This is a genomic window from Halomonas sp. TG39a (assembly GCF_000744395.1).
Classification (GTDB): domain Bacteria; phylum Pseudomonadota; class Gammaproteobacteria; order Pseudomonadales; family Halomonadaceae; genus Vreelandella; species Vreelandella ventosae_B.
The window spans coordinates 3,371,353-3,385,166 of sequence record NZ_JQLV01000001.1 but is presented as its reverse complement, the minus strand read 5'-3'; the positions used below and the strand labels follow the sequence as shown (position 1 = coordinate 3,385,166).

14 protein-coding genes are annotated in these 13,814 nt (G+C 56.2%); 7 read left to right on the top strand and 7 right to left on the bottom strand.

Annotated elements, in window-relative coordinates:
• Positions 1–78 precede the first annotated feature (78 nt).
• Genes trmB through thiS form a run of 3 tightly spaced genes read right to left on the bottom strand, consistent with a single transcriptional unit; the run spans position 79 to position 1,876 of the window.
• The gene (gene trmB, locus U738_RS15150; protein ID WP_035581985.1) at positions 79–849 is read right to left on the bottom strand and encodes a tRNA (guanosine(46)-N7)-methyltransferase TrmB; all 771 of its coding nucleotides are present in this window, start codon (positions 847–849) and stop codon (positions 79–81) included.
• A gap of 15 nt (positions 850–864) precedes the next feature.
• Positions 865–1,659 carry a thiazole synthase gene (locus U738_RS15145; RefSeq protein WP_035581983.1) on the bottom strand — a complete coding sequence of 265 codons (795 nt, stop codon included), beginning with the start codon at positions 1,657–1,659 and terminating at the stop codon, positions 865–867.
• A 10-nt stretch (positions 1,660–1,669) separates the two neighbouring features.
• Positions 1,670–1,876 (bottom strand): sulfur carrier protein ThiS, encoded by a 207-nt coding sequence (gene thiS / locus U738_RS15140; protein ID WP_022521266.1) that lies wholly within the window; start codon positions 1,874–1,876, stop codon positions 1,670–1,672.
• A gap of 137 nt (positions 1,877–2,013) precedes the next feature.
• Here thiS and U738_RS15135 point away from each other — a divergent pair, with 137 nt between their 5' ends.
• Together U738_RS15135 and U738_RS15130 are read left to right on the top strand one after the other, a co-directional pair.
• A complete protein-coding gene (locus U738_RS15135) occupies positions 2,014–2,394 on the top strand; it encodes a DUF423 domain-containing protein (protein WP_035581980.1) in 381 nt (126 codons plus the stop codon).
• 66 nt (positions 2,395–2,460) lie between these two features.
• Positions 2,461–3,576, top strand: coding sequence for a metallophosphoesterase (locus tag U738_RS15130; protein WP_035581978.1), 1,116 nt, complete (start codon positions 2,461–2,463; stop codon positions 3,574–3,576).
• On the opposite strand, the gene U738_RS15125 is transcribed toward U738_RS15130, so the two are convergent.
• Both U738_RS15125 and U738_RS15120 read right to left on the bottom strand, forming a co-directional pair.
• Positions 3,557–3,850 (bottom strand): NTP transferase domain-containing protein, encoded by a 294-nt coding sequence (locus U738_RS15125; protein WP_231896785.1) that lies wholly within the window; start codon positions 3,848–3,850, stop codon positions 3,557–3,559. The genes U738_RS15130 and U738_RS15125 overlap by 20 nt on opposite strands.
• Positions 3,840–4,865, bottom strand: a complete 1,026-nt coding sequence (locus tag U738_RS15120) for an XdhC family protein (protein WP_235208654.1) — start codon at positions 4,863–4,865, stop codon at positions 3,840–3,842. The genes U738_RS15125 and U738_RS15120 overlap by 11 nt, the downstream gene beginning before the upstream one ends.
• A 171-nt stretch (positions 4,866–5,036) precedes the next feature.
• Here U738_RS15120 and U738_RS15115 point away from each other — a divergent pair, with 171 nt between their 5' ends.
• The 3 genes from U738_RS15115 to paoC are packed head-to-tail and all read left to right on the top strand — an operon-like array spanning position 5,037 to position 8,731.
• Positions 5,037–5,597, top strand: a complete 561-nt coding sequence (locus U738_RS15115) for a 2Fe-2S iron-sulfur cluster-binding protein (RefSeq protein WP_035581976.1) — start codon at positions 5,037–5,039, stop codon at positions 5,595–5,597.
• Positions 5,594–6,544 carry an FAD binding domain-containing protein gene (locus tag U738_RS15110; protein ID WP_035581974.1) on the top strand — a complete coding sequence of 317 codons (951 nt, stop codon included), beginning with the start codon at positions 5,594–5,596 and terminating at the stop codon, positions 6,542–6,544. Before U738_RS15115 ends, U738_RS15110 begins: the two co-directional genes overlap by 4 nt.
• Positions 6,545–6,547: 3 nt before the next feature.
• Positions 6,548–8,731, top strand: a complete 2,184-nt coding sequence (gene paoC, locus U738_RS15105) for an aldehyde oxidoreductase molybdenum-binding subunit PaoC (RefSeq protein ID WP_035581971.1) — start codon at positions 6,548–6,550, stop codon at positions 8,729–8,731.
• A 115-nt stretch (positions 8,732–8,846) separates the two neighbouring features.
• Here paoC and U738_RS15100 read toward each other — a convergent pair whose 3' ends face one another.
• Together U738_RS15100 and U738_RS15090 are read right to left on the bottom strand one after the other, a co-directional pair.
• Positions 8,847–9,602, bottom strand: a complete 756-nt coding sequence (locus U738_RS15100; RefSeq protein WP_035581968.1) for a glutaredoxin — start codon at positions 9,600–9,602, stop codon at positions 8,847–8,849.
• A 546-nt stretch (positions 9,603–10,148) separates the two neighbouring features.
• Positions 10,149–11,339 carry a glycosyltransferase family 9 protein gene (locus tag U738_RS15090; protein ID WP_035581963.1) on the bottom strand — a complete coding sequence of 397 codons (1,191 nt, stop codon included), beginning with the start codon at positions 11,337–11,339 and terminating at the stop codon, positions 10,149–10,151.
• Positions 11,340–11,630: 291 nt separating this feature from the next.
• Here U738_RS15090 and U738_RS15085 point away from each other — a divergent pair, with 291 nt between their 5' ends.
• Together U738_RS15085 and U738_RS15080 are read left to right on the top strand one after the other, a co-directional pair.
• Positions 11,631–12,293, top strand: a complete 663-nt coding sequence (locus tag U738_RS15085) for a response regulator (RefSeq protein ID WP_035581962.1) — start codon at positions 11,631–11,633, stop codon at positions 12,291–12,293.
• A complete protein-coding gene (locus tag U738_RS15080) occupies positions 12,290–13,702 on the top strand; it encodes an ATP-binding protein (protein ID WP_035581959.1) in 1,413 nt (470 codons plus the stop codon). Before U738_RS15085 ends, U738_RS15080 begins: the two co-directional genes overlap by 4 nt.
• Positions 13,703–13,814 lie beyond the last annotated feature (112 nt).

Here is a 13,814-nt window from a genome sequence, read left to right as displayed (position 1 = left end):
AGCGACGGATTGATGAAGACCGTCGCGAGCATTGTGATGAGAGTGCTATAGCTAACTAGCACCAATTGGCAGAACGGTTCAGCCTTCCCGCTGATAAATCAAATCCCAAACCCCATGGCCGAGTTTCTCGCCGCGGGCTTCAAACTTGGTCAATGGGCGGAACGCCGGGCGCGGCACATACGGGGCGGTTTCCGCGCTGGCGGTATTGGCATAGCCGGGGGCCGCTTCCATTACCTCGGCCATCCACTCTGCGTAGGCTTCCCAGTCGGTGGCCATATGGAAGGTGCCGCCAGGCATCAGGCGAGTGCGGATCAACTCAACAAAGGCAGGCTGTACGATGCGCCGTTTGTGGTGCTTCTTCTTCGGCCAGGGGTCGGGGAAGAATAGCTGTAGCGTGGTTAGCGAGCCTTCGGGCAGGCACTGCTCAAGCACTGCCAGGGCGTCCTCGCGGTAAACGCGCAGGTTAGTCAGGCCGCGCTTATCAACTTCATCGAGCAGTTTGCCAACGCCAGGAGCGTGGACTTCGATGCCGATAAAGTCGGTGTCTGGGTGAGTCTCGGCCTGTTCTATCAGCGAGTTGCCCATGCCAAAACCGATTTCCACTACCCGCGGTGCCTGACGGCCAAACAGCGCGTCCAAATCTTGGCGGCCGTCTGCGATGGTCAGGCCAAAACGCGGCCAAATATCTTCTAAGCCACGGTTTTGCGCCTGGGTCATACGGCCCGCGCGGATCACATAGCTTTTAATGCCGCGGCGATGCAGCGGTGCATCCGTACCTTCCGGCCCTGTGGTGGCGTTGCTTTCGGGCGCGGCGTGACGTTCGGGTACGCTATCGTTGGGTTCAGTCATGGGGTCTCGAATCAATTAACCGTTAATACGGCCAGCGAAAGGTGAAGAAGGATCGGCGGATTGGCGGCGCGGCATACGGCCGGCTAGAAACGCATCGCGGCCGGCTTCCACGGCCAGCTTCATGGCGTTGGCCATGCGCAGCGGCTCGCGGGCGTGGGCAATGGCTGTATTGAGCAGTACACCGTCACAGCCTAGCTCCATCGCCATGGCAGCGTCTGACGCCGTACCAATGCCCGCATCCACTAGTACCGGTACCTTGCTCTGTTCAACAATCAAGCGCACGTTGTGTGGGTTTTGAATGCCGTGGCCAGAACCGATCAGCGAGCCCAGCGGCATGATGGCGCAGCAGCCCATGGCTTCCAGCTCGCGTGCCACAATGGGATCGTCGCTGGTGTACACCATGACGTCAAAACCGTCAGCCAGCAGCGTTTCCGCAGCTTTGAGCGTCTCAACCACATTGGGGTAGAGCGTGTGGTCGTCGCCGAGGACTTCCAGCTTGACCAGGTTGTGGCCGTCGAGCAGCTCGCGGGCCAAACGGCAGGTGCGCACGGCATCTTTAGCGGTGTAGCACCCGGCGGTATTGGGCAGCAGGGTGTAGCGCTCGGGGGAGATGGCGTCTAATAGGTTGGGCGCGTCGGCGTCCTGACCTAAATTAGTGCGGCGTACGGCAAACGTGACGATTTCAGCGCCGCTTTGGGCAATGGCGGCGCCGGTTTCGGTAAAGTCTTTGTACTTGCCTGTGCCAACCAGCAGGCGCGAGTGAAAATCGCGCCCAGCAATGGTTAACGGTGTATCAGTTAGTTGGGTCATAGTATTTCCTTTAGCCGCCGCCAATCGCGTGGACAACCTCTACGTGGTCGCCATCGACCAAGCGGGTGTCGGCGTGTTGGCTGCGGGGGACGATCTCTTCGTTAATTTCGACGGCGATACGACGACCACTAAGGCCCAGCTGTTCAACTAAGTCAGCGGCGGTGAGGCCGGTGGACAGCGTATGGGGTTCACCGTTTAGACGTATCTGGATAGACATAAATAGGCGCGTCTCATTCGTCGTGGCAGTTCGTGCTCTCAGGTATTCTCTATTGTAGCGGTTTCGCGCCGCGCAAGGTAAGCCGTAGCAGCAATCAGCGTGATGGGTATCAACCATAATCGGAGCAGGAGAGCAGCGTGCAGCGGACAGATAAAGTGTGGTGGTGCGTAGCGGCGCTGTCTGGCGCCATAATGGTGATGCTGGGTGCCTACGCGGCCCACGGCTTAGCCGCGCACACGACTGAGGCGATGGTAAGTGCCGTGGAAACCGGCGTGCGTTACCAAGCGTGGCACACGCTAGCCATGATGATCGTACTGGTGTGGCGTCAAGTAAATCCGCTAGCGGGTCAGCGTTGGGTGTTGGCGCTGTGGACGCTGGGGGTTGTGGGCTTTTCCGGCTCGCTCTACTTAATGGCCTTGGCGGGGCTAAGTCTGGGTATTGTGACGCCGATTGGCGGCGTGTTGCTTATGGCCGGGTGGCTGGCGCTAGCTGTCGTAGTACTCATAGCCAAGGAATAAGCACCATCCCCTAGGCCGAAAATACGCGTGGCTGTGCCGCGGTTCTCCCATTTTACGAGCATCTCTATGTTTCATTTTGTCGTTGCAATACCCTGCCTAATTGTCATTTTCCGCTATTTAATACCCCTTAAGTGGCCGCTCTGGTTTAAGTTCCTGCTCAGCGCTGTGCTGCTGTTTGTTGCTCAGCACCATTTGTTGACGTTACTGGCATTTGGCTCGATGTTTTCTCCCGAGGTGCCAAGAGTCATCGTGCTGGCCGTTAATTGGATTTTCGGCACGATGCTGTTTCTAGCGGTACTCCAGATAGCCGTTGATCTGATAGTGCTTATGTTGATGGTGTTTAAGCGGCGGCGTATCGCCATCCCTCCTGTGCTGCGTTACAGCATGGGAGCATTGGCGTTAGGCGTGGCTGCTTTCGCTGTCAGCCAAGCAGCGCGGGTTCCTGCGGTTAAGGATATCGAGGTGGCCATTCAAGGGCTTCCAGCGGAGTTTGATGGGTATGAGATTGTGCAGTTAACCGATCTGCACATCAGCCGGCTGTTTGAAGCTCCTTGGGTTGAAGCGGTGGTAGCGCAGGCCAATGCGCTTGAGCCAAATTTAATTGTCATCACCGGCGACCTGATCGATGGCGACCTTGATGTGCGTCGCACAGATGTGGCGCCGCTTCAAGCGCTCTCAGCGCCAGACGGTGTCTACACCATTCCGGGTAATCATGAGTACTATTTTGGTTACCCGCAGTGGATAGAGCATTACCAGACGCTCGGCATGCAGGTATTGGCGAATCAACACGTGGCAATTGAAAACGAGGGGGCGAATTTAGTTCTGGCGGGGGTTACAGACTTTACAGCAGGCAGGCACGCTTTTCCTGCGCCAAATGTAGAGGAGGCGATAGCAGGGGCGCCGGATGACGCACCGATTATTATGTTGGATCATCAGCCCCGAAACGCAGCTGTTGCGGCCGCCGCCGGGGTGGATCTTCAGCTTTCCGGGCATACCCACGGGGGGATGATCGTGGGCTTTGATCGGCTCGTTGCCCGTGCCAATAATGGGTTTGTGTCTGGTTTTTATGATGTCCAGGAAATGGCGCTTTACGTGAATAACGGCACAGGATTATGGCCAGGGTTTGCGCTACGCCTCGGCAAACCATCAGAGTTAACCCGCATTACGCTTCGTCAGGGGTAGCGTTGGGTGCCGCCTCGGCGAGGCTTGCCCCCAGCCCAAGATGCGCCTGATGAAGCCGAATCAGGGGCGTGTTGTCTGCAAGGCCTAGCAACGTCGCATCATCCTCTTCACGTATCGCCACGCGCAGTAACGGAAAGGCTTGCTCCGCATTCGCGACAGAGGCGGCCAACAGCGAGCGTCCGTCGACTAAGGGGGCGCAGCGCTTGTCACTTTCGCCAAAGCGGCGTGAGTAGCCAGCGGCCATCACCAAGGCGACGACATTACTAGAGCTCATGGAGTGCTTTTCCGTGCTGCACCCGTACGATATCCGCCATGATCGAGAGGGCAATTTCCGCTGGGGTCTTGCTTCCTAATGCTAGACCAATCGGCATATGCAGTCGGTCGACTTGCTCTTCGGTCAGCCCCCCTGAGCGAATCAGCCGCTCTACCCGTTCCGCTGAGGTGCGTCTTGATCCCATCACGCCTATATAAAACGCGGGCGTGCGCACCGCTTCCATCATGGCTAAGTCATCAATACGCGGGTCATGGCTGAGCGCAACAATGGCGGTGGCGCCGTGGCAGCCGTTGGCAGTTAGATATAGGGAAGGAAGTTGCGTCTTGACCGTAACCCCCGCAACGCCAAACGCTTGGCAGGCGGCCTCGTCGGGGTCGCAGACAATCACCTCAAACCCTAACGTGGCGGCAAACGAGGCGCAGGCGCTGGAAACGGGCGAAATGCCGGCGATGATTAGCCGCCGCGCGGGCGCAAGCCGCATGCTTACCCGATCTGGTGTGCCCTCTTCACGGGGCCAGATCACGCGAGGCCCCAGCGTGGCATCGTCGGTAAAGTAGCGGGTGCCCGTCTGAATATCGACATGGCGCATCAGCTGGTGATGGCCTTCAAGCGTCGCCTTCAGCGTGCCAAGGTGCTCCCGTATCTCCTGCGTGGCGGGTAGGCGCTCAACCAGCACCTCAAGAATGCCGCCGCAGGGCAGCGTGATATGCCCGGCCTGCGTATTGTCTGCATCGCCGTAGCGTATAACGACCATTGGGTTTTCAAACTGCCCCTCTGCTAGGCGCTTGATGAAATCATCCTCCACACAGCCGCCAGAAAGCGACCCCAGGTGGCTGCCGTCCCTGATTACCGCCATCCAGGCGCCGGGGGCGCGGGGCGATGAGCCAAACGTGGCGAGCACGGTGCACAGCCAGACCGTTTCGCCCTCCCGGGACCAGGTAAGCGCTTGATCGATAACCTGCAAGTCCAAATGCTGCATTTCAAACGATTCCAGTAGTGAGCAAGCGGCATCCATTGCCTCGCTTGCATGGATAGACGTGTCATAGCGTAGCGCACCTGAGGTATGTAGAGGCTTTGTTTTACAGGGGTTGGTCAGAGATTTGGGCTGCCTGGGGTAATCGTGACTATGCTAAAGGTCTTATGGCACTAAATAAGCGATAGCAACGCGCAAGGAAGGCATATAGCAATGAACTCCTCTAATAATGTCGAAAGACACCCCAAGACCGAGAACCCTGATAGCAGCACCTTTACACTGACCGTCAATGGTGAACACCATCCGTTAACGCTGGATAACCGCACAACGCTTTTGGATGCCCTGCGTGAGCACCTGCAACTTACAGGCTCCAAGAAAGGCTGTGACCACGGTCAATGTGGTGCCTGCACGGTGCTGGTGAACGGCGAACGCATCAACGCCTGCTTGTCTCTTGCGGTGATGCATGAAGGCGATGATATTGCGACTATCGAAGGGGTGGCTGAGGTCGACCATCTTGATCCCATGCAGCAAGCCTTTGTCGATCATGACGCTTTCCAGTGCGGCTACTGCACGCCGGGGCAAATCTGCTCGGCCAAGGCAGTGCTTGACGAGATCCAGGCGGGGCTGCCAAGCCACGTTACCAACGATCTGAATGCGCCTATTGAGATAAGCGATGCGGAAATTCGCGAGCGGATGTCGGGCAACCTTTGCCGCTGCGGCGCCTACGCCAACATTCTCAAGGCCATTAACCAGGTGGCGGAGGCGCGCTCATGAAAGCTTTTTCTTATGAACGCGTCAGCGACCCGGCCCAGGCGGCAGCGCGTGCGGCGGAAGTGCCGGGCGCCAAGTTTATTGCGGGCGGTACTAACCTGCTGGATCTGATGAAGCATGAGATCGAAACCCCCGGGCACCTGATCGACGTATCGGGCACGGGTCTTGACGATATTACCCCGACGGATGAGGGCGGCCTGCGCATTGGTGCGCTGGTCAGCAACACCGCGCTCTCGGCGGATGCCCGGATCCGCAAGGATTACGCGGTGTTGAGTCGGGCGCTTGTCTCGGGTGCTTCGGGCCAGCTGCGCAATAAAGCCACGACCGGCGGCAATCTTTTACAGCGCACGCGCTGCCCCTATTTTTATGACACTGGTATGCCCTGCAACAAACGTTCGCCTGGGGCTGGCTGTGCAGCACTGGGTGATGGCGCAACGTCGCGTCAACTGGGCGTCATCGGCACGTCAGACGCGTGCATTGCCACGCACCCTTCGGATATGGCCGTTGCCCTGCGCGTGCTGGATGCCGAAGTGGAAACCGTGACGTCATCGGGTGAAACGCGCCGCCTGACGCTGGATGAGTTTTACCAGTTGCCCGGAGATACCCCGGAGATAGAGAACGCGCTGCAAGCAGGTGAAATGATCACCGCCGTGCGGCTACCGCCCCCTGTTAAAGGTCGCCATGCCTACTACAAGGTGCGCGACCGGGCTTCTTACGCCTTTGCGCTGGTATCCGTTGCGCTGATTCAAGCCCCCGATGGCACCGGGCGTGTGGCACTGGGGGGCGTGGCGCCCAAGCCTTGGCGCCGTGCTGAAGCCGATGCGCTGTTACCCCAGGGCGCATCCGCCGTCATGGCCCGCTTACTGGACGGGGCTCGTCCAACGCATGAGAACGCCTACAAGCTTACCCTCGCAGAGCGAACGCTCGCCGCGCTGCTGGCTCAGGAGTGACCCATGGATTTTAATCAATCAACGGAAGATAACCTGTTCGACCGTGCCCGTATTATCGGCAAGCCGCATGTACGAATCGACGGGCTCCTTAAGGTAACCGGCAGCGCGCCCTACGCTTACGAGCGGCATGCCGTCGTGGCCAACCAGCTGGTGGGTTATCCCGTGGGCGCAACAACTGCCCGGGGAAAAATCACCCATATGGACGCCTCGGCCGCCCGCGCCGCTCCCGGCGTAGCCGCCGTTATCACCACTCTGGAGTTTGAGCCGCTGGCGCGTGCCGACAGCAATGTGGCCCACCTGTTCGGGGGGGCCACCGTTGAGCACTACCACCAAGCGATTGCTGTAGTGGTCGCCGACACCTTGGAGCAGGCGCGTGGTGCGGCGTCATTGATCGACGTGCGCTACGAAGAGGCGCCGGGGGTGTTCGATCTTGAAGATGCCTGGACGCGTCTGCAAAACACTGGTGAGCCGATCGCCAACGTAGGCGATGTGGATGGTGCGTTTGACGCCGCACCGGTGACGCTGGATGAAACCTACCGCACTGCTTCGCAAAGCCACGCCATGATGGAGCCTCACTCTTCCATTGTTGACTGGTCAGACGGCGGGCAGATGACGGTATGGACCTCGAACCAGATGATCGAATGGACGCGCCAGGCGCTCGCTACCACCTTTGATATCGACGCCGACAGAATCCGCCTGGAAAGCCCTTACGTGGGCGGTGGCTTTGGCGGCAAGCTGTGGCTACGCGCCGATGCGGTGCTGGCGGCGCTTGGCTCGCGCGCGACCGGCCAGCCGGTCAAGGTGGCTCTGCCGCGGCCAATGATCTTCAACAACGCCACGCACCGCTCCGGCACCATTCAGCGCCTGCGCATCGCGGCCGGGTCAGATGGCAAGATTACCGCCTTCGACCATGCCGCCGTTTCCCATACGCTGCCCGGCGGCAGCGGTGAAGATGCGGTCAATCAGACTCGTTGCTTCTACGCGGGCGAAAATCGTCGCATGGCCCACCATCCTATCGATATGGGCCTTCCTGAATCGGCGGATATGCGTGCCCCTGGCGAAGCCTCGGGGCTCGCGGTGCTGGAGATCGCCATGGACGAGATGGCGGAGAAGCTCGGCATGGACCCGGTGGAGTTCAGAGTTCTCAACGACACCCAGGTCAATCCCGAAGAGCCATCAAAGCCCTTCAGCGAACGCCACTTTGTGGAGTGCCTGCGAAAGGGCGCCGACACCTTCGGCTGGGCTGAACGTAATCATAAACCGGGCGGCCAGCGCGAAGGCCAGTGGTTGATTGGCCACGGTATGGCCGGTGCCTACCGCGGTGCGCCCACCCTGACCTCGGGCGCGCGGGTGCGCTTGCAGAATGGGCGACTGATTGTAGAAACCGATATGACCGATATCGGCACCGGTTCCTACACCATCCTGACCCAGACAGCCGCAGAAACCATGGGCATGGAGATGCAGGACGTAGAGGTACGCCTTGGCAATAGCGCCTACCCGACCTCCTCCGGCTCAGGCGGGCAGTTTGGAGCAGCGAGCTCTACCGCTGGCGTTTACGCCGCCTGTGTAGCGCTTCAGGCGAAGATCGCCAAGCACCTGAACGTTGACGAGGCGCGCTTTGAAAATGGCCGCGTTGCCGCCGGGCAGATAGATCTGGCGCTGGCCGACGTGGCCGATGGCGAAGAGATTATGGCTGAAGATTCGATCAACTTTGGCGACTTTAAGGACAAGCTGGAGATTGGCACCTTCGCGGCACACTTTGTTGAGGTGGCCGTGCATGCCTATACCGGGGAAACCCGCGTGCGGCGTATGCTGGCCGTGTGCGATGCAGGGCGCATCCTCAACCCCATCACGGCGCGCAGCCAGGTGATTGGCGGTATGACCATGGGCGTGGGGGCTGCCTTGACCGAGGGCATGAGCGTGGATACCGAGCGCGGTTTCTTCGTTAACCACGACTTGGCAGGCTACGAAGTGGCGGTGCATGCGGATATCCCCGAGCAGGAGGTCATCTTTTTAGACACCACCGATGCTGCTTCATCGCCGCTAAAAGCAAAAGGTGTTGGGGAACTGGGCATCTGTGGCGTAGCCGCCGCGATTGCCAACGCGATCTACAATGCTACTGGTGTTCGGGTGCGCGAATACCCGATGACATTGGATCGAATAATTGCCCAGTTACCTGCCGCGTAAAACCTCAGGGATGTGGCTGCTAGTCTGAACTCTATGCCGAGGGTCGGAAGCATTTGGATCCTCGGCACGATCCTAAGACCTTTTTATGCCACGCGTTGCTCTGCCATTTTGCTATTTATGACAACAACATCCGTAGCGGCATCCACAGCCCCATGGCGATCATTACCAGGTTTTCGGTTAGCGACACAAAACCCAACGGCACATTGCTGTTACCGCCGACGCAGGCGCATTTAAGCTCACGCTTGTCGATATACACGGCTTTAAACACGGAGACCGCCCCCACCGTACCGACAAACAGCGCCAGCGGCGCGGCCAGCCACATCAACGCCCCGGCCAGCATTAAAATACCTGCAAGCGTCTCGGCGTAGGGGTAAAAATAGCTATAGGGGACGTAGCGTTGAGCTAACAGGTCGTAATTCAAAAACATACTGCTAAAACTTTCGACATCTTGCAGTTTCTGCAATCCCAGCAGCACCATGGCCGTAGCAACGGCATACTCCGGCATGCGTGCAGTGAACAGTGTGCCCTGGGACGCCCAACTAATCGCCAAACCGATCAGTAGCGCAGTAGCAAAAATGGCAATTACCGGCCGATAAGTGGTTTCTTTTGCATTGGGAACACTCATTCCCAGATGCTCACGCAGCTCTTCGTAGCCGCCGATGCGTTGGTCACCGATGAACACCTGAGGCGTAGTGTCGACATTTTCCTGTTGCTTGAACGCGTCGATCTCATCGCGGGACGTTAAGGTGTGGTCGTCGACCTTAAAGCCCTTGCGTTTGAGTAGATCAACCGTCTTCAGGCCAAACGGGCACAGATGCTCGGCGGTTTTCATCCGGTAAACCCGCGCGCTTTGCTGTGTTGATGATGCCATGGCAACCTCCCTTTTTTGCCTTATCAAGGCTAACAGCGTAGTACCTGGGGTCGCCTATAGGTCAAGTGTTGGTATATTTTCCATAGCCGAATAAATCAGGTAGTGGCCTTCGCAACGAGCGATTAGGCTAAAAGATATAAAACAACCAAAGTCCCCACGCCTGCCATACCTATCGCGTCCAGCGTATCTAAAACCTCGCGCTCTTCAGGATGAAGGAGGTGACACATAGCGGTTCTTGCACTGCTTAACCTTAATAGTTGAGAGGTACTGCTGATCCCCATGCTGAAAGTAGCGATAATGATTTCGATGGTCTCTAACCCAAATAGCACAAGGAAAATGGTTAACAAGGTAGTTAAAAATAGGCATAGCCGAAAAGAAAACCATTGCCAGTCAATGAGACTCTTATTACCAAGCGGCATCCAACTATCAGAAGCGATCTTTTTTGTTGATAAGAGCGATATGCACATTCCGATGCACCCGAATCGTGATGAGGTTGAACCTATCTTGTCACCGAATACTTAACGAACAGTTATGTGCTTTCATTCATTAGCTGGCGTACGTATGGGTTGTATTAGGGGAAGGTGTTAGGCACTGTTTTGGTTGGCCTGCTGCCGAGTTCGCATGAACGGGTGTCGTTGAGGCTCGACCCTCAAGATTAGCTTGTATGGCTTCTACTATGGTGCTGATCTCTGGACGCCACAGGATCGTGTCATAGGGTTCTCGTGGTACGAAGGCGAGTGATTTTTTCTGACGTACCAGGGAAATGGTGGCGACATCGAGTGCTGCTGCTAAGTGCATCGGCCCTGAGTCGGGTGTCACGAGTAAACTCGCACGCTCTAAAACCGCAGCAAAGTGACGGATAGGAAGCGGTGGGCATAAGCTGCCATACTGCGATGACATCAAGCGCTGCTCAATCGGTGCTAGAAGCCTAAACTCCTCCGGCCCAAGGAAAACGACATAACGTATTTTGCAGGCTTCCATGGCATCGATGAGCATTAGCCAAAATGCCAACGGCCAACGTTTGTTTTGATGCCCGCCTACGAAGATCGCAATAAAGTCTGTATCTGATGAGTGGTCGCTATGCAGACTGAATAGCTGTCGTATCTTCGTGATGGCTTGATAGCGTTCCTGCTCCGTTAGCTGGAGCAGTGGCCGATTACGGCAAGTAACGCCAAGCGGGCGTGTCAAATTGACGATGGCATCATAGGCGTGTGATGACTTACCTTCAGCCTCAATGCTGTACCACCGCTGGTGACCTTTGCGCGACCCCATGCTGTACCGCGCCCCTATTAACCGGGTCACTATAAAGCCGCTCGTTGATCCTCCGCTCACTTGTACCGCCAGGTCATAGCGTTGTGCTCGTAAGCGGCGTAATAGTGTCACACACTGCCAGGGACGGAGAATGGCGGCTCTCGACAGTAAATGGAAATGATCAACAGGACGTTGCTGCAATAGTGGCCATGTTTTATCAGTTGCTAAATAGTCTATGCGCGCGGAAGGAAAGCGTTTACGAAAAGCATCGATGACCGGGGTGCTGATTAGTGCGTTGCCCAGACGAAAATTGGGGCGAATAATTAAAATTTTCTCTATGCCCACAAGGCTATCGATGGTTTCTGGTGCCGGTGCTTTGAGGATATAGCGTATGCCCCCCAGTAAATATCGCTTCATTCTTTTTTCTAAAAAACGGGCCATTATTTTTAAATAATAGTTTGTTCTAATAAGTGTTAGTAAGTGCATACTATGGCGCTCTGTTCAATTAATAGACAATGTTCTGCCCATGGCAGCGACAAGGCAGATTCAAAATGACCGCCATTGAAGGCGCTGCTTTGGCTTTGCCCATGGCGAAAGAGGCAGCTTGAGCCTAAATAACTTAAAGAAGAGTTAAGCTGCGTAAGAGGTTTGCAAAAAAGGTGGCTGGCTTACTGGTTGAGTTCAGATGCGTATGCTTTTTGGGGAATAAGTTGCCGTATTTAAGAAAAGCTTAAGTTTTGGTAGCGAAGATAGCGGTTTGTAGTTTGAGGGAGCAGCATGCGCGCACTGCTGATAGAAGATGATCCCCTGCTTGGGGATGGCATTAAAACGGCACTGGAACGCGAGGGGTACACGGTCGATTGGTTTATGCTTGGCCGCGAGGCAATCCGCGCTATCGGAAGCGAGACCTTCAGTGTGATTATTTTGGATCTTGGTCTGCCTGATATGGACGGCATGCGGGTACTGCAGTTACTCCGTCAGCAATCCACTCTACCTATTCTGATTTTGACGGCCCGCGATGCGATGGAAGACCGTATTGGTGGTTTAGATGCGGGGGCGGATGACTATGTACTCAAGCCATTTAATTTGCAGGAGTTACTTGCCCGTTTGCGTGTCGTAATGCGACGCGCTGAGGGACGCGCCTCGCAGATATTGACGCTGGGGGCACTGAGTATTGATGAGGCTCGTCATGTGGTGAGTTGGCGAGGCAAAGACGTAAAGTTGGGCCGACGGGAGTATGCCTTGTTGTTAGAGCTAGCTAGGCATCCCGACAGAGTGCTATCTCGTCCACGTTTAGAAAGTTTGCTTTACGGCTGGGGCGATGAGATAGAGTCCAATGCGGTGGAAGTTCACATTCATCATCTGCGTAAAAAACTTGAAAAACATGTGATCATTAATGTGCGCGGAATTGGCTACCGGCTGGATAGCCAAGCACGATGATATCGATACGGCGTTATCTACTTCGTACCCTGGCCATTACCATGGTTGTCGCCGGGGGAGTCGCGGTTACCGCGGCCTACTTAATTACGGATCACGAGCTAGAAGAAATTCTCGATACACAGCTTAGTCTGCATAGCCGGATTGTGGCTGGCCAACTCGATCCCAACGCGACCATTGACGACTATGCTCGACTGGCTTCGCGTATGGGCCTTCCAGAACATCCGGCTCAGCTATATCGCGACGGTAGCACAGTGCCCGACAGCAGCTTTGAATCAGGTATCAAGCTTTACCACGAGGAAGAGCTTAAATTAGTACTGGGTTTTTGGAATGCCGATGGCTCACCCAGGCTTCTAGGGGGCAAATGGAATGATGCCGGGCCTTTCCCCGCGCCTTTAGAAGAGGGGTTTCGCTGGGAAAGCTACGATGGTCATCGTTGGCGAGTGTTCAGCATGTTCGATGTTGCCAGCGATACCTGGATCAGCATGGGGCTGCGAGGTTCGTTTCATGATGAAGTGGTGGAGCGCATCACCTGGAACAATTTATTGCCGATGCTCTTTTTGCTGCCACTCCTCCTTTGGCTGATGAGTCGTATTATTCGGCGAGGTATTGCGCCCATTCAAGCGCTTTCCAACCAGGTACAAGGCCGCTCCGCCCACGACCTGCGTAAAATTGATGACCCGGTTCCTCAAGAGCTTAATGAATTACGCCAATCGCTAAACGACTTTATCGCCCGGTTGAAAGCAACGTTAGAGCGCGAGAGGCGCTTTACAGCAGATGCGGCCCATGAGTTACGCACGCCCTTAGCAGCGCTAAGAATTCACCTAGATAACGCGCAGGCGGGGGGAGAGCAATCACTACAAAAGGCTTATGTCGGGGTGGAACGGCTTCAGCGTGTGGTAGAACAGCTGCTTATTTTAGCGCGTTTGGATCAAGTGGCCACAACCTCACCAGCGACAATCGATCTTTACCCGATTATTGCTGAATTGGTAGCCGAGCTGTGGCCCCTCGCTGAAGAGCGAGATCAGCACCTGAGGCTAACAGGGTTAACCCGGCTGGAGGTTCGCGCCGACGAAGTCGAAGTGGGGATTCTCTTTCGTAACCTACTGGATAACGCCTTGCGCTATACCCCGGAAGGCGGTCATGTAGAGGTAGAGTTGGCACTTTGGGAGGGAGCGCCTCAACTTATTGTGAGAGACACTGGCCCTGGACTGCCTGAGACACTACTGGATAAAGTCACTGAACGCTTTAGGCGCGCGTCTGGTCAGGGCACTACTGGCAGCGGATTGGGTTTGTCGATTGTTTCGGAGTTGGCTCAGCGCCAGGATGCACGCCTTACACTTAGTAACCGCATGCCCAATGGGCTAGCGGTAAGCGTTACGTGGGAACAAAACCAGCAACAAGCTCACTGATTAGCTTGCTTGGCTTGTCTTCGGATCAAGACCTCGAATCTAACAGCACTTCCACCGTTAGATGCACCAGAGAACCGCACTGTTGTTGAATGCTCTGCCGGTAAATGTCAGG

Bases quoted from the DNA above. Each gene is read 5' to 3' on its own strand.
- U738_RS15100 (WP_035581968.1), bottom strand. From the start codon at position 9,602: ATGGCATCATCAACACAGCAAAGCGCGCGGGTTTACCGGATGAAAACC.
- U738_RS15085 (WP_035581962.1), top strand. From the start codon at position 11,631: ATGCGCGCACTGCTGATAGAAGATGATCCCCTGCTTGGGGATGGCATT.
- U738_RS15145 (WP_035581983.1), bottom strand. From the start codon at position 1,659: ATGACCCAACTAACTGATACACCGTTAACCATTGCTGGGCGCGATTTT.
- trmB (WP_035581985.1), bottom strand. From the start codon at position 849: ATGACTGAACCCAACGATAGCGTACCCGAACGTCACGCCGCGCCCGAA.
- thiS (WP_022521266.1), bottom strand. From the start codon at position 1,876: ATGTCTATCCAGATACGTCTAAACGGTGAACCCCATACGCTGTCCACC.
- U738_RS15080 (WP_035581959.1), top strand. From the start codon at position 12,290: ATGATATCGATACGGCGTTATCTACTTCGTACCCTGGCCATTACCATG.
- U738_RS15115 (WP_035581976.1), top strand. From the start codon at position 5,037: ATGAACTCCTCTAATAATGTCGAAAGACACCCCAAGACCGAGAACCCT.
- U738_RS15130 (WP_035581978.1), top strand. From the start codon at position 2,461: ATGTTTCATTTTGTCGTTGCAATACCCTGCCTAATTGTCATTTTCCGC.
- U738_RS15110 (WP_035581974.1), top strand. From the start codon at position 5,594: ATGAAAGCTTTTTCTTATGAACGCGTCAGCGACCCGGCCCAGGCGGCA.
- U738_RS15090 (WP_035581963.1), bottom strand. From the start codon at position 11,339: ATGCACTTACTAACACTTATTAGAACAAACTATTATTTAAAAATAATG.
- U738_RS15125 (WP_231896785.1), bottom strand. From the start codon at position 3,850: ATGAGCTCTAGTAATGTCGTCGCCTTGGTGATGGCCGCTGGCTACTCA.
- U738_RS15120 (WP_235208654.1), bottom strand. From the start codon at position 4,865: ATGGATGCCGCTTGCTCACTACTGGAATCGTTTGAAATGCAGCATTTG.
- paoC (WP_035581971.1), top strand. From the start codon at position 6,548: ATGGATTTTAATCAATCAACGGAAGATAACCTGTTCGACCGTGCCCGT.